The following is a 20,309-nucleotide window of genomic DNA, read 5'->3' as shown; positions in this document are numbered from 1 at the left end:
TACGAAAAGAGCCTTAGTTAAAAACGTTTTACGGAGGATCACATGGGAAAAGACTCTAAAGCAATGAAGCAAAAGGGACAATTGCTGTCGTTCGTTCCTACCGGTGAATATTACTTCACCAAAGGGGTCAAGGCTTTCCATAGACGGGATCTTAAGAAGGCTGAGAAGTATTTCCAGCGCGCGATGCAGCTTGAGCCCGGCGAACCGATGATCATGTGCCAGCTGGCCATTGTGCAATCGGAGTTGGGGGAATACCAGCAGTCTAACCGTCTTTTGCACTTGATCCTCGAAGAACTTGATGAAAACATGGCAGAGTGCCATTATTTCTTAGCAAATAACTACGCTCATATGGGCTTATTTAGAGATGCGTTCAGGCATGCGAACCTTTACTTAGAATTGAATGAAGATGGGGAGTTTGCGGAGGATGCAAATGATCTCCTTGAACTGCTCACGCTCGAAGCAGAGGAAATGGATGAAGACTATTATGAAGAAGATGATTTGATCATCAAGCAGGAAGAGGCCAGGAACCACCTTGAATCTGGCGAATTTCCGAAGGCGATCGAGATTTTCCATGAAGTCATCGAAGAGTATCCGGAATACTGGTCTGCGTACAATAATCTGGCGCTGGCGTATTTTTACCTTGGTGAAACGATCAAGGCAAGGGAAATCCTTAATGATGTGCTGGAGCAAAACCCAGGCAACCTTCACGCTTTGTGCAATGCATTAGTGTTTGCTCACTATCAGAATCAGACTGCGGAAGTCGAGGATCTGAAGAATTCTTTGGGTAAAATCCATCCAATCCACGTTGAACATCAGTTCAAGCTTGGTGCCACATTTGCACTTGTTGGAGAATACGAACTCGCTTACAGATGGCTGAAGAAGCTGCAGAAAACAGGATTTGAAGGCGATGGTGCCTTCTATTACTGGCTGGCGCATGCATCCTATTTTACCGGCAGGGAGCATTATGCAAGAGTGATTTGGAAAAAGGTCCTCGAATACACTCCTGAAAAAGAGGGAATGGAACCTTGGGCAGAAAACCCAGGCGGTAAATTCGAGTCGCAGGTGGCGGCGATTCTTCATCAGCTGAACAGTGATTATCCTGAAGAACGATTATTCGCCCTCTTCCTGACATCTGTTTCTTCAAAAAAGAAAGAGATCCTTGCTGCGGAAAAGTCGACGGATAAAATGACGGAAGTCGAGAAATCGTACCTCGCATACGTCGCTTCAGGCAAGTTGAACGATCAGAAGGAAGAAGTGGCCGGCGCGCATGAAACAGCTAAGCTATTGTATGATCACCATCAGCCGATCGGGAAAAACGAAGCCGGTGTTTATATTATGTGGTTTTCTGTATTTGAGCAGGCAGTAGAAGCTGGCTATGATTTTAAAAATAAGAAAGCATGGGCAGCCGCTGTAGATTATCTCTGGGATAAGCTAAGAAATATCAAGACTTCGAAACAAGCAGTTGCAAATAAATACGGACTGTCCGTTTCAACACTTTCAAAATATATTAGTTTGGCGAACGAATTTCTTCATGAAGAAGACAGCATATAACTTAAGAGGTTAATCCTTCTGCTTGCAGAATGTGGTTAGCGATTTTTGCAAAAAAGTGTCATGCCCAAATGGGTATGACACTTTTTTTCTTTTGAGGATGCTTACTTTGCGATGGACTTTAATTGATTGGTAGACCATCCTTCCAGCGTGAAGGCCATTTCCCAGAATTGCAGCTCGTAATGGCAGCTGATCAAAAAGTGCTGTTTCATTTTTTCTTTTTCATAGTCTGAAGCTTTTTCTGCAAGAGCATCAAGAAGATTGATCTGCTCGTTCACAAGCTCGGTGAACCAGTCGCTTCCATAAGCGGCGATCCATTCCTGGTAAACTGGCGTTTCAGGAGCAGCATTCTTAAGCAGTTCTCCAATCTCGTGGTAAATCCAGTAGCAGGGAAGGATAGCGGCAATGATTTCCCCCAGGCTTCCCGAGGCAGCAACTCGGTAAAGGTGTGAAGTATAGGCGTAGGCAGTCGGAGCTGGCTCGAAGCTTTTCAAGTCCTCCTTCGTGACCCCAAGCTGTCCCATAAAACTTTCATGTAAACTAAGCTCGGCCTGATATGTACCCTGGGCATGGGCAGCCATTTTTGCCGTTATGGATAAATCCTCAGCTCTCGATGCACCAATTGCCTGGATACGGGCAAAATGGGAGAGGTAATAAGAGTCCTGCAAAATATAATATTTAAAGCTTTCAAGAGATAAAGTCCCCTTGGCGATTCCCTGGACGAATGGGTGGTTAAAATTCGCTTCCCAAATCTCATTTGCTTCTTGGCGAATCAACTGTGTAAAAGTAGACATAAAAGACCTCCTGGTTTATAAAGATTCAACATCCTGCCGGCAAAGGATGCTTTTTCCCAATAAAAAAACCACTTTCTTTAGGCAGAAAGTGGTTGTATTGGCGGCATGGTGAAACAAAAAAAGCTCCAGATACTCCACTTCCCTACGCTGGTATGATCCAGATCAGGTTCCAAGGGTCTTAAAGTTTCACTTTAATCTCAGCCTTAACAAAAGGCTCCCCTAGCAGATGAATTTTGCGTATTTAATTATTATCTGTAAATCAGCATAACACCCTTCAGAAAATTGTCAAAGAATAAAGCTGATCAGAAAAAAAGTTCACAAGGAACCTATGACCTCAACTAATGAATTTTTTTCGCTTCAAATCATTATTGTCAATTACGTGAACAGCCAAATTTTCTAAGCATATTTTTGGACTATATGCCTCTTGTTTTATAGGATATGTTTAGGCAGGAAATACTATTTTCGAATGAAAACGGAAGTTAATGCGGATTTTGATTTTTAAAGGAGTTGTACACCATGTCAGAAGAGAAAATTTATGATGTCATCATTATCGGTGCCGGCCCGGCAGGCATGACGGCTGCCGTTTATACATCGCGTGCGAATTTATCTACATTGATGCTTGAACGCGGCGTTCCTGGCGGACAGATGGCCAATACGGAAGAAGTTGAAAACTATCCTGGATTTGATCACATTCTTGGACCTGAGCTTTCAACTAAAATGTTCGAACACGCTAAAAAATTCGGTGCTGAATATGCTTATGGTGATGTAAAAGAAGTCATCGACGGCAAAGAATACAAAACGATCAAAGCTGGCAGCAAAGAATACAAAGCACGCTCAATTATTATTTCTGCAGGTGCAGAATATAAAAAGATCGGTGTTCCTGGCGAGCAGGAATTGGGCGGACGCGGCGTTTCTTACTGTGCTGTATGTGATGGAGCATTCTTTAAAAATAAGGAACTTCTAGTTGTCGGCGGTGGCGACTCTGCGGTTGAAGAAGGCGTTTATTTAACACGTTTCGCTTCAAAAGTAACAATCGTTCACCGACGCGATGAGCTTCGCGCGCAAAAAATCCTTCAGGATCGCGCGTTTGCTAATGAGAAAATCGACTTCATCTGGAGTCACAATGTTAAGCAAATCAACGATAAAGACGGCAAGGTTGGCAGCGTGACGCTTGTATCGACAAAAGATGGCGAAGAAATGGAATTCCCGGCTGACGGTGTATTCATCTACATCGGAATGGTTCCTTTAACAAAGCCATTCGAAAGCCTTGGAATCACAAACAGCAGCGGATATATCGAAACGAACGAGCTTATGGAAACGAAAGTTCCAGGCATCTTCGCAGCTGGCGATATCCGTGAAAAAACACTTCGCCAAATCGTAACAGCTACTGGCGATGGCAGTATCGCTGCACAGAACGCACAGCATTATGTAGAAGAATTGCTTGAAGAATTAAAAGCGAACGCTTAAAACAAGCAATTTAAAATCCCCCGCAGGAACTTTGCCTGCGGGGAATTAGTTTTGTGCGGAATAAAAATACAAGTGAATTAATAAAAATTTCCTTTTTGCTGGTAAAAAAAGTTCCTTGCGGTATAAATTAACAAAACGTAATTATATATTAATTCTTCTGTAACAGTAGTGAAACAATCATGGGGTATTATAGGAATAGAAATTGACCCCCTTTTAAAAATATAATCCTTTGACGGCACAGGTTATCCTGTGCTCCTTTTTTTGTAAAAAATTAATACAGGCTTTCAGACATTGGTATAACACCCCGAATTTCCATCAAGAGATCCTGCCTTATGACTTCAGCTTTAGAGAATCGTTCCTCAACGTTTTACTTTGGATAATATTAATATTTCCAGCTAAAAAATTCATTAACAGAAATATCATTTTTGTATTCATTGTGGCGAAAATCTAAAAATAGTATAATGGAAAGAATAAAAGTTCGGCCATTTAGTGATAAACCATATTTTGAGGTGGAATTGATGCAGCGCGTGACGAATTGTGTTTTGGTTAAAGATAATAAGATTTTGCTGCTGCAAAAGCCGCGCCGCAATTGGTGGGTGGCTCCGGGCGGAAAAATGGAACCGGGGGAAACAGTAAAGGACTCCTGTATCCGCGAATTTCGTGAAGAGACAGGAATTTACCTTCGGAATCCCCAGATTAAAGGGATTTTCACTTTTGTCATCAAGGAAGATGATCAAGTTATTTCTGAGTGGATGATGTTTACTTTTTATGCGACCGAGGCAGACGGCATCAATCTCGATGAATCGGAAGAGGGAACGATCTCCTGGCATGAACTTGATCGTATTAAAGAGCTTCCGATGGCAGCGGGGGATTATCATATCCTGGATTATATGGTCCATGGACAGGGCATTATCTATGGAGCCTTTACTTATACACCGGATTTTGAGCTGATTAACTACAGGCTCGATCCAAATTGATTTTTTAATAAGATAAGAAAGTAAAATTTTCACTTCGAGAAATGTCCAGCTCCAGCGCCTAGCCCCTCGAGTCGCTTCGGTCCGCCCAATGAAGTCAAAGAACGACTTCACTGGTCGGCCCTCCAGCGCTTGTCGGGGCAGACCAAGGCGCTTGCGCTTTTCTTAATAATAGCTATAAAAATAACTACTTCACTTTCAGGGGGAAAGAGAAATGAGTACCGGATCGACTACCGATACCCAGCTGGTGATTATTACAGGGATGTCTGGAGCGGGGAAAACTGTTGCCATCCAGAGTTTTGAAGATCTAGGGTTTTTCTGCGTTGATAATCTGCCGCCTACATTGCTTCCAAAGTTCATGGAGCTGATGAAGGAATCAGGCACAAAAATGAATAAAGTGGCCCTCGTCATGGATTTGCGCGGCCGTGAATTTTTTGATTCGCTATTTAAAGCGCTGGATGATTTGGCTGAGACATCGTGGGTGGCACCACAGGTTTTGTTCCTCGACGCTGATGACTCAACCCTCGTACGCCGATATAAAGAGACGAGACGTTCGCATCCGCTTGCTCCATCAGGCCTTCCGCTTGAAGGAATTAGGCTTGAACGTGAATTGCTTGAGGAATTAAAAGGAAGAGCCCAAACGATATACAAAACGACAGATATGAAGCCGAAGGAGCTCAGGGAAAAAATCCTTGAGGAATTTTCGGAGAATAAGCAGGCGACATTCACTGTGAATGTGATGTCATTTGGTTTTAAGCATGGCATCCCGATTGATGCGGATCTTGTTTTCGACGTTCGCTTTTTGCCGAACCCGCATTACATTGACCATATGCGCCCTAAAACCGGCCTAGATGAAGAAGTTTCAACCTATGTCCTTAAATGGAGTGAAACGAATAAGTTTTTAGAAAAGGTGACGGACCTTTTAAGCTTTATGCTCCCTCATTACAAGCGTGAAGGGAAGGCACAGCTTATTATCGCTATTGGCTGCACTGGCGGCCAGCACCGGTCTGTTGCCCTTGCTGAGAATATCGCCAAGTTTTTCGAAAAGGACTATCATACCCGTGTCACGCATAGGGATATAGATAAAAGGAAGGGACAGCCAACATGAGTACGAATGGACTGCCAAGAATCGTCATCATCGGGGGTGGAACCGGCCTGCCAGTCCTGCTGCGGGGATTGAAGAAGCACCCAGTAGATATTACGGCGATCGTGACGGTTGCCGATGATGGCGGCAGCTCCGGCAGGCTCCGGGAGGATATGCAAATTCCTCCCCCTGGAGATATCCGGAATGTCCTGGCTGCACTCTCCGATGTAGAACCGTTGATTGAGGAGATGTTCCAGCACCGCTTCAATACGTCCAATGAATTATCCGGACATTCGCTTGGTAACCTCATCCTGGCTGCAATGACATCGATTACAGGAAACTTTGTCCACGCGATTCAGGAAATGAGCAAGGTCTTGAATGTCAGAGGAAAAGTACTGCCTGCTGCGAATCGAAGTGTCATGTTAAATGCTGTTATGGAAGATGACAGCATTGTTCGAGGGGAATCGAAAATTCCTTATTCAGGCAAGCGAATCAAAAGAGTATTTTTGAATCCAGAAAACGTCAAGCCGCTTCCGGAAACACTTCAGGCAATCAGGGAAGCAGATTTGATTGTCATCGGACCGGGCAGCCTGTACACAAGTATCTTGCCAAACCTGCTTGTTAAAAGGCTTGGACAGGAAGTATGCAAAGCCCAGGCTCGTAAAGTATATATTTGCAATTTAATGACCCAGGCAGGGGAAACGCATAACTTTACAGCAAGTGACCATATCAAGGCAATCTATGACCATATGGATTGTGCATTTATCGATACGATTCTTGTGAATAATGAAACAATCCCTCCAGATGTCGAGCTGCGTTATAAAGAGGAGCTCGCACAACCCGTTCATTTTGATTTGGAAAAGTTGATGGCTCTTGGGATTGAGATCGTTCAGGAGGAAATAGCAGAGCTTGATGGAAATGTGATCAGGCATGATACCAAAAAAGTATCAGAAATTTTGTATTCTATGATTTTAAATGAAACTAAAAAGAGATATAACGCGTAATATAAGATGCAAGCGTTTGTCTCCTTAAAAAATGGCTGTGTTAAGGTCAATGTTGATTTTTAGCACCTGGTGATTGGAGCGGAAACCAACTAGCATAGCCGAAAAAATAGACAGTATTGTCAAAAACAGTTCAAGCGCCTGAAGAGGTCGTTCTGTCCAGTGAATGCCATTCCATCAGTTACTTGAGAGACCAGTCCTCTTAAGTTCTGCTTAAACACCGAGAAAATCGATGTATGGAACTTTTTAGGCTAATCAGAAGCGCTTGTGCTTTCTATATTTAGGGGGTGAGAAGGTTGTCGTTTGCTTCGGAAACAAAAAAGGAACTCACGAACATTGATACAAAGGGCTGCTGCTCCATAGCGGAACTTTCCGCCCTGATCAGGATGAATGGTTCCCTTTCCTTCTCAAATCGTAAGCTCATCGTAGACATTCAGACTGAAAATGCTGCCATTGCACGGCGGATCTATACCCTGATCAAAAAAAGCTATCAGGTCCAGGTAGAACTGCTTGTCCGCAAAAAAATGCGGCTGAAAAAGAATAATGTTTATATTGTCCGCTTGAAGGAATCGGCCCGAGAAATTCTGGAGGATTTGAAGATTTTAGGAGAAGGCTTTGAAATCATTCATGATATTTCCCAAGAACTAGTGAAAAAGAAATGTTGTAAGCGTTCTTATCTTAGAGGTGCATTCCTTGCCGGAGGTTCCGTCAATAACCCGGAGACTTCTTCCTACCATTTGGAGATTGCATCCATGTACCAGGAGCATAATGAATCGTTATGTGAATTGATGAATACTTTTGGACTGAACAGCAAAACGCTCGAACGGAAGAAAGGATTTATCACCTATTTAAAAGAGGCGGAAAAAATTACAGAGTTTCTGAACATTGTCGGCGGACATAATGCGTTGATGAGATTCGAGGATATCCGGATTGTCCGGGATATGAGAAACTCGGTTAATCGCCTGGTGAATTGTGAAACTGCTAACTTGAACAAGACGATTGGCGCAGCTCTTCGTCAGGTTGAAAATATTCGTTATATCCGGGATACGGTAGGTCTGCACATTTTACCGGATAAGCTAAGGGAGATCGCCCAGCTTCGGGTCGATTACCAGGATGTTACGTTGAAAGAGCTCGGGGAGATGGTTACCGGCGGTGCCATCAGTAAATCAGGAATCAATCACCGGCTGAGAAAGATCGATGAAATCGCAGACAAACTGCGAGCCGGACAGATCATAAATAAATAGAGGGTTAGAGGAGGAAATAACAAAATGGTAGAAAAACAGGTTGAAGTGAAGTTGAAAACTGGTTTACAAGCTCGCCCGGCAGCATTGTTTGTACAGGAAGCGAACCGCTTCTCATCCGATATTTTCCTTGAGAAGGATGGGAAAAAGGTAAATGCGAAGAGCATCATGGGATTGATGAGCCTTGCCGTAAGTGCCGGTGCATCTGTAAACTTAATCGCGGAAGGCAATGATGAAGAGGAAGCTTTGGAAAAGCTTGCTGAATATATCCAAAAAGAAAATTAATCAAAAAACTCGTTCCCTTTAAAGGAACGAGTTTTTTTAAAAATTACTTATCTTTCTTTTCTTCAAGCACGTTGCGTGTAATGATTTGGTCTACTAGACCATATTCTTTTGCACGCTCAGCTGTCATGAAGTTATCGCGGTCTGTATCCTTAGCGATTACGTCAAGAGGCTGGCCAGTGCGCTCAGAAAGGATGGTATTCAATTTTTCACGAAGGAAAAGAATGCGCTTAGCAGCGATTTCAATTTCAGTCGCTTGACCTTGGGCACCGCCAAGTGGCTGGTGAATCATGACTTCACTGTTTGGAAGGGCATAACGCTTCCCTTTAGTTCCAGCAGCAAGTAAGAATGCACCCATTGATGCAGCCATACCGATACAGATTGTTTGTACATCCGGTCTGATGAACTGCATTGTATCGTAGATTGCCATACCGGCAGTGATGCTGCCGCCAGGGCTATTGATGTAGATGGATATGTCTTTTTCTGGGTTTTCAGCTTCCAGGAATAATAGCTGGGCTACGATTGAATTGGAGACATGGTCATCAATCCCGCTTCCTAGCATAATGATGCGATCCTTTAAAAGGCGGGAATAAATGTCATATGCCCGTTCGCCACGATTCGTTTGTTCAATAACTGTAGGAATCAAGTTCATGTTTGTTTTCCTCCTTTAGCATAAAGATCTTCAGTGCCATGTAACGGCAGTAAGCAAGCTGGCAGTAATTGGTTTGTTTGCCAGAATAGCTATGTATTTTAATGATACACGCATGGTCAATAAAGGTCAAACGAATCGCTTACAAAGCCTTTAGAAACTGTTCGACAATAAATTTGATCATTTTGACCAATTAACTCTACCGTATCCATCTTACCCATGATTGCACATTTTAAACAAAAAATCAGTCTTGCAAAGCCAATGAATCTACCCTATAATAGGTAAGCGTAACGCTAACTTGGTTAAGCGGTACAACTATTAAAAATAGGCCCTCGTGGTGCAACGGATAGCACGTAAGATTCCGGTTCTTGAGATGTGGGTTCGATTCCTGCCGAGGGCGCTTATATTTTCGTTAGTTTGCAGTGCCTCTGCGTTCTATTATGAACGTGGGGGCATTTTTTTTGCGTTATTTTACCGTTAGAAAAACCACGATATTACCACGTAAATATATAGCCAGCCTTACGAATCTTTTCGAAGGGGGCTCTTCTATGCGGCGCAGAAAAGGCGTTACTAATCCCTTAGCTCGAGCGCTAGACACTATTCCAACAACTACTCAGAATAAATCAGTAACCTTTAACGACGCAGTTAATGAATTTTTTTCCTATTGTTGACTTTCGAGCGAAACCGTTAAGTATTATCAGAAGAAGTGAATGCAAACGGTTAGTGCTTACGTAGATCTTGATATTCCTGTAACGGACATCTGAAAAATCAATACAAATCATATCCAGAATCCAGAGGGCAACTACGGCAGAATGTTACGTAGCCAGGGCGAATTTTGAATGCTTGAGGGAGAACATATTTGAATACATGCTCGTGAATATAAATGACGAAAAACAATGGATGCGTTTTTCCTTAAAGGAGAATGGCAACTTTTTATGGAAATAAAGAGAAGGTAATAAAAAAATCTAGAAGAACGGCTGTTGATATAAACAATTTTCAATAGATACAAAAATCTGAGTGATCTAGGAGAGATGATAATGATATTTTTATGTATGGGCTATTTCAACCCTGAAAAAATGGATGCACGCCCAAGGGCAGAGATTGATGCCGTTATGAGTGAATGCCAGCCTGTCGTTGAGAATTTTTATGAAAGCGGTAAGGTGCTGATTGATGCTGGTCTGGAGTCAGAGACCAAAAGCTTACGCCGTGTAAACGGTAAGGTTATCGTAACAGATGGTCCGTTTACAGAAACGAAAGAGCTGATCGGCAGCATATTTATTTTTGAAGCAGAGGGAATGGATGAGGCGATCCAGCTAGCCTCTCTGCATCCGACAACACAAATCAGCAGAGGGGAAGAGTTTGGCTGGCGTATTGAAATCCGTCCTGTTCATTACTTTAAGAATGATAAATGAGTTACCATAAAGGATGTTGCCTAGTAATCAATAATGGAGTACATCCTAGTGTAAGCATATTTTTACCTATGATTTTCGTTTTGTTAGGATTAATATTTGCTTTAATTGGGATTAAAGCTTAGGTCAAAGTTAGTCTTGTTTTGAGGAATGTTTTAGGTGTTTCTCTTTCATTATTTTTAATGTGGGTTCGATTCCTGCCGAGGGCGCTGCCAAAACCTCTTGTCTGATTTTAGGCAAGGGGTTTTTTCTTATTTCGATTTGACCAAAGCATTATGGCCAATTTTGAAAGCGATGCCAAATTCTTTCCATACACCAATGTCTATTTATCATGTAAAATAAGTGCAGGGGTGATTTAGATGGATCTTAAAGCCGGATTATGGCAGAAGCAGACATTAAAATTGGCAATGACTCAAGAGCTTTCTCAGGCGATTGCGCTTTTGCAGTACTCTGCTCAGGAGCTTGCTGCTTTTCTTGAAGCTAAATCAATGGAAAATCCCCTGATTCAAGTTGACTTTAAAAATATCACTACTTTTGATTCAAGTATGGACCGCACGAGAAAGACGTTGAAAAAGACTTTCGAGCGTGATCAGAAAAACCTGATTGAGCAAATTGGCTCGAGTGAAAGCGAGACTCTCGAAAACTATCTCCTTTCACAATTAAATCTGCTTCATGTTACACCTGAAGAAAAACAAATTTTACATGTATTAATTGAAACGATAGATGAAAACGGTTACCTGAAGGATGACCTTACAAAAAGACTGAACCAGCCAGAAGAAGCCGTAAATTCAGTGCTGAAAAAACTAAAGGCCCTGGATCCAGCGGGAATCGCCGCTCGGGACCTTCAAGAGTGCCTGCTCCTTCAACTGGAGCGTAAGAACCCAACACCAGAAAATGAGCTATCCAAAAGGATCATCGCTGAACACTTCCTGCTTTTTGCCGAGAAAAAGTGGAAAGCACTGGCGAAAATGCTGAGTATTGATATAAAGGACATCCAAAAAGTCCATGATTATGTCCAGCAGCTAAATCCAAAGCCAGGAGCTATTTTTCAAAGAGAGAAGCCCGCTTACATCGTACCTGACGTGGTGGTGAAGCGTGACGGCGAAGAGCTGTCAGTCAGTGTGTTTGATGCCTTGATCCCCAAAATCTCATTTAATGAAGGATATTACCGTCAGCTTTCAAACCATAAAGATCAGGAAGTGAATAAATTCCTCCAGGAAAAACAGGGGGATTTTCAATGGATCCAGCGCAGCCTTGAGCAACGGAAGGAGACGCTGTTAAAGGTTTCGATGAAGATCATTGAAAAGCAAAGGGAGTTTTTCCTGATTGGACCCGCCCACTTGAATCCGATGACGATGAGGGAAGTCGCTGAGGAACTTGAAATCCATGAATCTACGGTAAGCCGGACCGTCAGGGAAAAATATATGCAGACACCAGCCGGTACTTATGAACTGAAATATTTTTTCACAAGTGCTGTGCAAACTACAGAAAACGATCAAGCTTCATCGCAAAAGGTAAAAGCAGCGATCGAAGCTTATATAAAAGAAGAAAATAAGCAAAAGCCAGTTTCGGATCAGGATATCGTCGAAATGTTAAAAGAGAGGGAAGGCATGGTGGTTTCCCGGAGAACCGTAGCCAAATACCGTGACCAGCTTGGCATCCCTTCTTCCTCAAAGCGGAAACGTTTTGATTGATTTTACATGGTTTGTTTTTTATGATTTCGGAATAAAACATAGAATTCCGGAATATAACTGACTTTTCCGGAATAAAACGCAAAATTCCGGAATATAATTGATTTTTCCGGAATAAAACGCAAAATTCCGGAATATAATTGATTTTTCCGGAATAAAACGCAAAATTCCGGAATATAATCCAATCGGTTTTTTCGGAATAAATATTAGGTATTGCTTAGTCAATTCAAAGATAAAGGCTCTGTTAAACAGGGCTGTTGATTTTCGTTCCAGGCGCTTCGCTTTCCGCGGGGCTGGCGCTGAGCCTCCTCGTCGCTTTGCTCCTGCGGGGTCTCACCTGACCAGTTGCGCCCGCAGGAGTCTTCGCGCCTTCCACTACAATCAACAGGTTTAAAAAACAACATTGAGCTTTAACAGAGCCAAGATAAAAAAGAAATCATTTAAAGGAGAACTCATGAAAAAAACAGTCAAACTTTATTCCCGGCCACGCTGCCACCTGTGCGAGACAGCCAGGGAAGTACTTGAGGACTTGCAGCAACAGTGGAATTTTACAATAGAAGAAATCAACATTGACCTTGATGATCAGCTCGTAGAAAAGTATGGAATCATGATTCCGGTCGTGGAATTGGACGGGGAAGAGCTTCAATATGGCATTGTGAACAAAAAATTCATAAGTGAAGCGTTTACAAGAAAAAACCTTGAGTTTATTAGTTGAATTGAGTTTTCACTCCTGTTAAAATGAAATCTGTAGCAGGGGTGATTTTTTTTACCGCAGGTGGGACATAATATGTCTTAGCGGGACATTTTATGACCAACAGTGAAAAAGGAGAATATCATTATGCACGATTCGCTCATTGATATTCAAAAAAGAATATTGCCCGATTTAATGCAAGTTATGCAAAAACGATACCTCATCCTGCAGTACATAAACGTGATGCAGCCAGTAGGCAGGAGAAACCTTTCCGTCAGCTTGAACCTGACAGAGAGGGTTTTGCGTTCAGAGGTGGAATTTTTGAAGGACCAGAATCTGATCTCGATGTCGGTTCAGGGAATGACACTGACGAATGAGGGAAAAGATATACTGGAAAGTCTTGATAGTGTAATGCGCGATATAATGGGTATTAACTCATTAGAGCGCAAGCTAAAGGAGAGCATGGGCATCCGGAGGGTGATTGTTGTCCCTGGGGATAGTGACCGCTCACCATGGGTGAAAAGCGAACTTGGCCGCGCGACTGCCGATTGCATGCAAAGTCTTCTGCATAGCAAGAATATCATTGCTGTGACAGGCGGATCGACGATGGCGGCGGTAGCGAATATGCTGACACCAGACTTTGGCGAAAAGGATTTGCTGTTTGTGCCGGCAAGGGGTGGGATTGGTGAGGACGTCAAGAATCAGGCAAACACGATTTGCGCAAATATGGCGGACAATACAAAATCGCGTCACAGGGTATTTTATGTGCCAGACCAAGTCAGCAGCGAGATTTACGACTCTTTCATTAAAGAACCACTGATTTACGAGGTATGGAATTTAGTTAAATCCGCGAGCATGGTTTTACATGGTATTGGAGACGCTATAACAATGGCGGAACGTCGTAATACCAGCCCTGAGGATTTGCAGAACATCCTCAAAGGCAAAGCAGTCGGCGAGGCTTTCGGCTATTATTTTAACGAAGCAGGGGAAATCGTCCACAAAGTGTTGACGATCGGTCTTCAGCTCAATGACCTCGCGAATATAGGCGATGTTATCGCGGTTGCCGGCGGTGAATCAAAGGCAAAGGCGATCAGAGCTTATATGAAACAGGCACCTTCCTCAACAATCCTCATTACGGATGAGGGAGCCGCCAAACAATTGTTACAAGGGTAACACCTTAATATAAAGGCTTTGTTAATCACTACTGAGTTAACAAAGTCAATAAAAAACATCTTTAAGGACTCGAAGGAGGAAATAAACATGGCAGTAAAAGTTGGTATTAATGGATTTGGACGTATTGGACGCGTAGTTTTCCGCGCAGCACTTAACAACCCTAACGTAGAAGTAGTGGCAGTTAACGATTTAACTGATGCAAACATGCTTGCTCATCTTTTAAAATATGACACTGTACACGGTACTTTAAATAAAGAAATTACAGTTGACGGAGACTACCTAGTAGTTGATGGCCACAAAGTAAAGGTTCTTGCTGAAAGAGATCCTGCACAACTTGGCTGGGGCGACCTTGGCGTAGAAGTAGTTGTAGAATCAACTGGACGTTTCACTAAGCGTGCTGACGCTGCGAAACACTTAGAAGCAGGCGCTAAGAAAGTTATCATTTCTGCTCCAGCATCTGACGAAGATATCACAATCGTTATGGGTGTTAACGACGACAAGTACGATGCAGCTAACCACCATGTAATCTCTAATGCATCTTGTACAACAAACTGCTTGGCTCCATTTGCAAAAGTATTGAACGACAACTTCGGCATCAAGCGCGGTATGATGACAACAGTTCACTCTTACACAAATGACCAGCAAATCCTTGACCTTCCGCACAAAGACTACCGTCGTGCACGTGCGGCTGCGGAAAACATCATTCCTACAACAACTGGTGCTGCAAAAGCAGTTTCTCTAGTATTGCCTGAGCTTAAAGGCAAATTGAACGGTGGAGCTATGCGTGTTCCAACTCCAAACGTATCATTAGTTGACCTTGTTGCTGAGCTTGAAAAAGACGTAACAGTTGAAGAAATCAACGCAGCATTCAAGAAGGCTTCTGAAAACGAACTTAAAGGTATCCTTGGATACAGCGAAGAGCCGCTTGTATCTAGCGACTACAATGGCTGTGCAAACTCTTCTACAATCGATGCACTTTCAACAATGGTTATGGAAGGCAGCATGGTAAAAGTAATCTCTTGGTATGACAACGAGTCTGGTTACTCTAATCGTGTAGTTGACCTTGTTGATTTCATCGCTAAAAAAGGTCTGTAAGCTATCATTGGATAAACCATCCATTAACGACTATAATGTAGTGGTGTGAATTGGGGAGCGGGGAAAAGTCCCTCTCCTCTTTTTCTGCTTAAAAGCGCTCAGGCGCTATTTTAAAGGAGGTCTCTAGCCTTGAATAAAAAGACAGTTAAAGATGTGGATGTAAAAGGAAAACGAGTTTTTTGCCGCGTTGATTTTAACGTGCCGATGAAGGATGGACAGGTTACGGATGATACAAGAATCCGTGCTGCACTTCCAACAATCCAGTATCTAGTTGAGCAGGGAGCGAAAGTCCTTCTTGCAAGCCACCTTGGCCGTCCAAAAGGGCAGGCTGTTGAAGAATTGCGTTTGACTCCAGTAGCAAAGCGTTTGTCTGAGCTGCTTGGAAAAGATGTAAAGAAAACAGATGAAGCATATGGCGACTCTGTAAAATCTGAAATCGACAGCATGAACGAGGGCGATGTCCTTCTTCTTGAGAATGTCCGCTTCTATCCAGGCGAAGAGAAAAACGATCCTGAACTTGCAAAAGCATTTGCTGAGCTTGCAGATGTGTATGTGAACGATGCATTCGGAGCAGCACACCGTGCGCATGCTTCAACAGAAGGTATTGCCAAGCACCTTCCAGCTGTTTCAGGCTTCTTGATGGAAAAAGAGCTTGAGGTTCTTGGGAAAGCTTTATCAAACCCTGAGCGTCCGTTTACAGCTATCATCGGCGGAGCGAAGGTTAAAGATAAAATCGGCGTTATTGATAACCTATTAGAAAAAGTAGATAACCTGATCATCGGCGGCGGTCTTGCTTATACATTCGTAAAAGCACAAGGCCACGAGGTTGGTAAATCTCTTTTAGAAGAAGATAAAATTGAATTGGCTAAGAGCTTCATGGAAAAAGCAAAGGCAAAGGGCGTTAACTTCTATATGCCTGTTGATGTCATCGTTGCTGATGATTTTTCTGCTGATGCAAATACAAAGGTCGTATCGATTGAAGAAATTCCTTCTGACTGGGAAGCTCTTGATATCGGACCTAAAACAGCTGAAACTTACCGCGATGTGATTCAAAAGTCTAAATTGGTCATCTGGAACGGGCCGATGGGCGTGTTTGAAATCGATACATTCGCTGAAGGAACAAAAGCTGTAGCACAAGCGTTAGCCGATGCGAGCGATACATATTCGGTCATCGGCGGAGGAGACTCTGCGGCAGCAGTTGAGAAATTCAACCTTGCTGATAAAATGAGCCACATCTCAACGGGCGGCGGTGCTTCCCTTGAATTCATGGAAGGCAAAGAGCTTCCAGGCGTTGTGGCATTGAACGATAAGTAATCGGATTTAGAGATATTCAGGAGCACTGCAGCAGCAGTGCAAGGGTGCGGATCCTGCCAGCTGCTGCACGATCGCTCTGATAAACAACGACAGCCCAACATCCAATGGGGAATTTTAATAACTTTTACACATGTAAGATAAGGTTAATAAGCCATACTGCTTAAGTAAAGCAGGAAACTCGAAAGGAAGTGTCAGCATGCGAAAACCTATTATTGCAGGTAACTGGAAAATGCATAAAACGCTGCCTGAAGCAAAGGATTTCATTGAGAAAGTAAGCGGTCTTGTTCCTTCAAAGGATAAGGTTGAATCTGTAGTTTGCGCGCCAGCATTGTTCCTTGGACAATTAGTTGAGCTAACAAATGGATCAGAACTTGAAATCGGCGCACAAAACATGCACTTTGAAGAAAACGGTGCTTTTACAGGCGAAGTCAGCCCGAAAGCATTGGAAGACATCGGTGTGAAATATGTTATCATCGGACACTCAGAACGCCGTGAAATGTTCAATGAAACGGATGAAAGTGTTAATAAAAAGACTTTAACTGCATTCAACTACAATCTGACTCCAATCGTTTGCTGCGGTGAAACGCTGGAACAACGTGAAAATGGCGAAACCAACGAATTTGTTGGCGGCCAGATCAAAGCTGCTCTTAACGGCCTTTCAGACGAGCAAGTAAAGCAGACGGTCATCGCTTATGAGCCAATCTGGGCGATTGGAACTGGCAAATCTTCTACTGCTGAAGATGCTAACGAAACTTGTTCACACATCCGTAATGTGATTGCAGAACTGTTTTCTCCGGAAGTAGCAGAAGCGGTACGTATTCAGTACGGCGGAAGTGTAAAACCAGGAAACATCCAGGAATATATGTCACAGCCTGATATCGACGGCGCATTAGTCGGCGGTGCAAGCTTAGAGACAGATTCCTTCGTACAATTATTGGAGGCAGGTACTCATGAGTAAACAGTCACCAACAGCTTTAATCATTCTGGACGGCTTCGCATTGCGCGGCGAACGGATGGGGAATGCCGTTGCCCAGGCAAAAAAGCCGAATTTTGACCGCTACTGGAATAACTATCCGCATGCGCAATTGATTGCGAGTGGTGAAGCGGTTGGTCTTCCAGAGGGCCAAATGGGAAACTCTGAGGTTGGACACCTGAACATCGGTGCTGGCCGCATTGTTTACCAGAGCCTTACACGCGTGAATATTTCAATCCGTGAAGGCGAATTTGAAAAGAATGAAACATTCCTTGCGGCAATCAAGCATGCAAAGGAAAAAGGTACTGCCCTTCACTTAATGGGACTGCTGTCAGATGGCGGCGTTCACAGCCATATTGAGCACATGTTTGCTCTCTTGAAGCTTGCGGCAAGTGAAGGCCTTACAAAGGTTTACTTACACGGCTTCCTTGACGGTCGCGATGTTGGACCTCAAACGGCGCCAGGCTATATCAAACGAACATTAGAAAAAATGAGTGAAATCGGAGTCGGTGAATTTGCGACTATTTCTGGGCGATACTATTCAATGGACCGTGACAAGCGCTGGGAACGTGTAGAGAAATCCTATCGTTCAATGGTGTACGGCGACGGACCTACGTATTCAAACCCAATGGAGCTCATTGAAGATAACTACAACAATGGTATCTTCGATGAATTCGTTGTTCCATCTGTCCTTGTGAAGCCAGATGGTTCACCTGTTGCAACGGTTAAGAATGACGATGCTGTGATTTTCTACAACTTCCGTCCTGACCGCGCAATCCAGATTTCTAACACTTTTACAAATAAAGATTTCCGTTCATTTGACCGGGGACCTGGGCATCCTGAAAATCTTCACTTTGTATGCTTAACCCATTTTAGTGAGACAGTCGATGGTTTTGTTGCATTTAAGCCAACAAACCTCGATAATACAGTAGGAGAAGTGATTTCACAGGCAGGCATGAGCCAGCTGCGCATTGCGGAGACGGAAAAGTATCCACATGTAACGTTCTTCATGAGCGGCGGCCGTGAGAAGGAGTTCCCTGGAGAGCAGAGAATTCTCATCAACTCTCCAAAGGTTGCGACTTATGATTTGCAGCCTGAGATGAGCGCATACGAAGTGACGGATGCGTTGATCGGGGAAATCGAAGCTGACAATTTCGATGCAATTCTCTTGAACTTTGCGAACCCGGATATGGTTGGACATTCAGGCATGCTTGAGCCAACAATCAAGGCTGTTGAAACAGTGGATGAATGCCTTGGACGCATTGTTGACCTGATTGTTTCTAAAGGCGGCACTGCGATTATCACAGCTGACCACGGAAACGCGGATGAAGTTGTGACACTTGAAGGCTCACCAATGACAGCACATACGACAAACCCGGTGCCTGTCATCGTGACGAAATCAGGCGTTGAACTCCGTGAAGACGGAATTCTTGGCGACCTTGCACCAACCATACTTGAACTTTTAGGACTCGAACAGCCAGCAGAAATGACTGGAACATCATTAATTAAAAAATAAGGAGAGATTACTTTGCCATTTATTACAGACGTATATGCACGTGAAGTATTGGATTCCCGCGGTAACCCAACAGTTGAGGTAGAAGTTTTCACAGAATCAGGCGCTTTCGGACGCGCGCTAGTTCCAAGTGGTGCTTCAACAGGCGAATACGAAGCAGTTGAGCTTCGTGACGGCGACAAGAGCCGCTACCTTGGAAAAGGTGTTCTTAAAGCAGTTGAAAACGTGAACGAAATCATCGCTCCATTCTTAATCGGCGAAGAGTTCAACGTTCTTGACCAGGTTGGCATCGACCACGCGCTAATCGAGTTAGACGGAACAGAAAACAAAGGTAAATTGGGCGCAAATGCAATCCTTGGTGTTTCCATGGCTGTTGCACACGCTGCTGCAGACTACCTAGACATTCCTTTATACCAATACCTTGGCGGATTCAACGCGAAGCAGCTTCCAGTTCCAATGATGAACATCGTGAACGGCGGCGAGCACGCTGACAACAACGTAGACATCCAGGAATTCATGGTAATGCCAGTTGGCGCTGAAAACTTCCGTGAAGCACTTCGCATGGGTGCTGAAATTTTCCACAGCCTGAAGTCAGTTCTTAAAGAAAAAGGCTTGAACACAGCTGTAGGTGACGAAGGTGGATTCGCTCCAAACCTTGGTTCAAACGAAGAAGCTCTTCAAACAATCGTTACAGCAATCGAAAAAGCTGGCTACAAGCCAGGCGAGCAAGTGATGCTAGCTATGGACGCTGCTTCTTCTGAGTTCTACAACAAAGAAGACGGCAAGTACCACCTTTCTGGTGAAGGCGTTGTTAAAACATCTGCAGAAATGGTTGACTGGTACGCGGAAATGTCTTCTAAATACCCAATCATCTCAATCGAAGACGGTTTGGATGAAAACGACTGGGAAGGCCACAAGCTATTGACTGAGCGCCTTGGCGGAAAAGTTCAGCTTGTTGGTGACGACCTGTTCGTTACAAACACTAAGAAGCTTTCTCAAGGTATTGAGCAAGGCGTTGGCAACTCAATCTTGATCAAAGTTAACCAAATCGGTACTTTGACTGAAACTTTCGACGCTATCGAAATGGCGAAGCGTGCAGGTTACACAGCTGTCATCTCTCACCGTTCTGGTGAAACAGAAGATGCAACAATCGCTGATATCGCTGTTGCAACAAACGCTGGCCAAATCAAGACTGGTGCTCCATCACGTACAGATCGCGTAGCGAAGTACAACCAGCTTCTTCGTATCGAAGACCAGCTTGGCGAAACAGCTCGCTTTAACGGAATCAAATCTTTCTACAACCTTAAGAAGTAATTCTATTAGGTAAAATAAAACGCCGACAACATGACGATGCTGCCGGCGTTTTTTTTATGGTATTCTTTCCTGCCCCTAATGGAGAAGAAATCAATT

18 protein-coding genes, 1 tRNA gene and 1 riboswitch are annotated in these 20,309 nt (G+C 43.5%); of the genes, 17 read left to right on the top strand and 2 right to left on the bottom strand.

Features of this window, described 5'->3' with window-relative positions; translation table 11 throughout:
- Positions 1-42 precede the first annotated feature (42 nt).
- Complete coding sequence (locus AABM38_RS21345; protein ID WP_423408168.1) at positions 43-1,551, top strand: tetratricopeptide repeat protein; 1,509 nt, start codon at positions 43-45, stop codon at positions 1,549-1,551.
- A 101-nt stretch (positions 1,552-1,652) separates the two neighbouring features.
- On the opposite strand, the gene tenA is transcribed toward AABM38_RS21345, so the two are convergent.
- Positions 1,653-2,342: a thiaminase II gene (tenA, locus tag AABM38_RS21340; RefSeq protein WP_423408167.1), complete on the bottom strand. Its 690-nt coding sequence runs from the start codon at positions 2,340-2,342 to the stop codon at positions 1,653-1,655.
- A 122-nt stretch (positions 2,343-2,464) separates the two neighbouring features.
- A riboswitch (TPP riboswitch) is annotated at positions 2,465-2,573 on the bottom strand.
- A 285-nt stretch (positions 2,574-2,858) separates the two neighbouring features.
- On the opposite strand from tenA, the gene trxB reads away from it, so the two are divergent.
- From trxB to AABM38_RS21310, 6 genes are all read left to right on the top strand, one after another.
- On the top strand, positions 2,859-3,809 hold the full coding sequence (trxB, locus tag AABM38_RS21335) for a thioredoxin-disulfide reductase (RefSeq protein WP_423408166.1): 951 nt from the start codon (positions 2,859-2,861) through the stop codon (positions 3,807-3,809).
- 518 nt (positions 3,810-4,327) lie between these two features.
- The gene (locus AABM38_RS21330; RefSeq protein ID WP_423408165.1) at positions 4,328-4,786 is read left to right on the top strand and encodes an NUDIX hydrolase; all 459 of its coding nucleotides are present in this window, start codon (positions 4,328-4,330) and stop codon (positions 4,784-4,786) included.
- Between the two features lie 211 nt (positions 4,787-4,997).
- A complete protein-coding gene (gene rapZ, locus AABM38_RS21325; protein ID WP_423408164.1) occupies positions 4,998-5,891 on the top strand; it encodes an RNase adapter RapZ in 894 nt (297 codons plus the stop codon).
- Positions 5,888-6,871, top strand: a complete 984-nt coding sequence (locus AABM38_RS21320) for a YvcK family protein (RefSeq protein WP_335374775.1) — start codon at positions 5,888-5,890, stop codon at positions 6,869-6,871. The genes rapZ and AABM38_RS21320 overlap by 4 nt, the downstream gene beginning before the upstream one ends.
- 293 nt (positions 6,872-7,164) lie before the next feature.
- Positions 7,165-8,112, top strand: coding sequence for a DNA-binding protein WhiA (whiA, locus tag AABM38_RS21315; RefSeq protein WP_423408163.1), 948 nt, complete (start codon positions 7,165-7,167; stop codon positions 8,110-8,112).
- Between the two features lie 24 nt (positions 8,113-8,136).
- Entirely contained in the window at positions 8,137-8,394 is a 258-nt protein-coding gene (locus AABM38_RS21310) for an HPr family phosphocarrier protein (RefSeq protein WP_423408162.1), read from the top strand.
- Between the two features lie 43 nt (positions 8,395-8,437).
- Here AABM38_RS21310 and clpP read toward each other — a convergent pair whose 3' ends face one another.
- Positions 8,438-9,043, bottom strand: a complete 606-nt coding sequence (gene clpP, locus AABM38_RS21305; RefSeq protein WP_335374778.1) for an ATP-dependent Clp endopeptidase proteolytic subunit ClpP — start codon at positions 9,041-9,043, stop codon at positions 8,438-8,440.
- Between the two features lie 325 nt (positions 9,044-9,368).
- Between clpP and AABM38_RS21300 the strand changes: the two genes are divergently transcribed.
- From AABM38_RS21300 to eno, 10 genes are all read left to right on the top strand, one after another.
- Positions 9,369-9,440 (top strand) — tRNA-Arg (locus AABM38_RS21300).
- Between the two features lie 637 nt (positions 9,441-10,077).
- Complete coding sequence (locus AABM38_RS21295; protein WP_423408161.1) at positions 10,078-10,452, top strand: YciI family protein; 375 nt, start codon at positions 10,078-10,080, stop codon at positions 10,450-10,452.
- 356 nt (positions 10,453-10,808) lie between these two features.
- Positions 10,809-12,143 (top strand): RNA polymerase factor sigma-54, encoded by a 1,335-nt coding sequence (gene rpoN / locus AABM38_RS21290; RefSeq protein WP_423408160.1) that lies wholly within the window; start codon positions 10,809-10,811, stop codon positions 12,141-12,143.
- A gap of 451 nt (positions 12,144-12,594) precedes the next feature.
- Entirely contained in the window at positions 12,595-12,855 is a 261-nt protein-coding gene (locus AABM38_RS21285) for a glutaredoxin family protein (RefSeq protein ID WP_423408159.1), read from the top strand.
- A gap of 123 nt (positions 12,856-12,978) precedes the next feature.
- Positions 12,979-14,004: a sugar-binding transcriptional regulator gene (locus AABM38_RS21280; protein ID WP_423408158.1), complete on the top strand. Its 1,026-nt coding sequence runs from the start codon at positions 12,979-12,981 to the stop codon at positions 14,002-14,004.
- A gap of 87 nt (positions 14,005-14,091) precedes the next feature.
- On the top strand, positions 14,092-15,099 hold the full coding sequence (gene gap / locus AABM38_RS21275; protein ID WP_335374783.1) for a type I glyceraldehyde-3-phosphate dehydrogenase: 1,008 nt from the start codon (positions 14,092-14,094) through the stop codon (positions 15,097-15,099).
- A gap of 129 nt (positions 15,100-15,228) precedes the next feature.
- Entirely contained in the window at positions 15,229-16,413 is a 1,185-nt protein-coding gene (locus AABM38_RS21270) for a phosphoglycerate kinase (protein ID WP_423408157.1), read from the top strand.
- Positions 16,414-16,609: 196 nt separating this feature from the next.
- Complete coding sequence (gene tpiA, locus AABM38_RS21265) at positions 16,610-17,371, top strand: triose-phosphate isomerase (protein ID WP_423408156.1); 762 nt, start codon at positions 16,610-16,612, stop codon at positions 17,369-17,371.
- A complete protein-coding gene (gpmI, locus tag AABM38_RS21260; protein WP_423408155.1) occupies positions 17,364-18,902 on the top strand; it encodes a 2,3-bisphosphoglycerate-independent phosphoglycerate mutase in 1,539 nt (512 codons plus the stop codon). The genes tpiA and gpmI overlap by 8 nt, the downstream gene beginning before the upstream one ends.
- A 12-nt stretch (positions 18,903-18,914) precedes the next feature.
- Entirely contained in the window at positions 18,915-20,213 is a 1,299-nt protein-coding gene (gene eno / locus AABM38_RS21255) for a phosphopyruvate hydratase (RefSeq protein ID WP_335374787.1), read from the top strand.
- The last annotated feature ends 96 nt before the right edge of the window (positions 20,214-20,309 follow it).

The organism is Heyndrickxia sp. MSNUG (assembly GCF_049532715.1).
Classification (GTDB): domain Bacteria; phylum Bacillota; class Bacilli; order Bacillales; family Cytobacillaceae; genus Mesobacillus.
The sequence above is the reverse complement of the archived record's forward strand: the minus strand, read 5'-3'. Positions and strand labels throughout refer to the sequence as shown.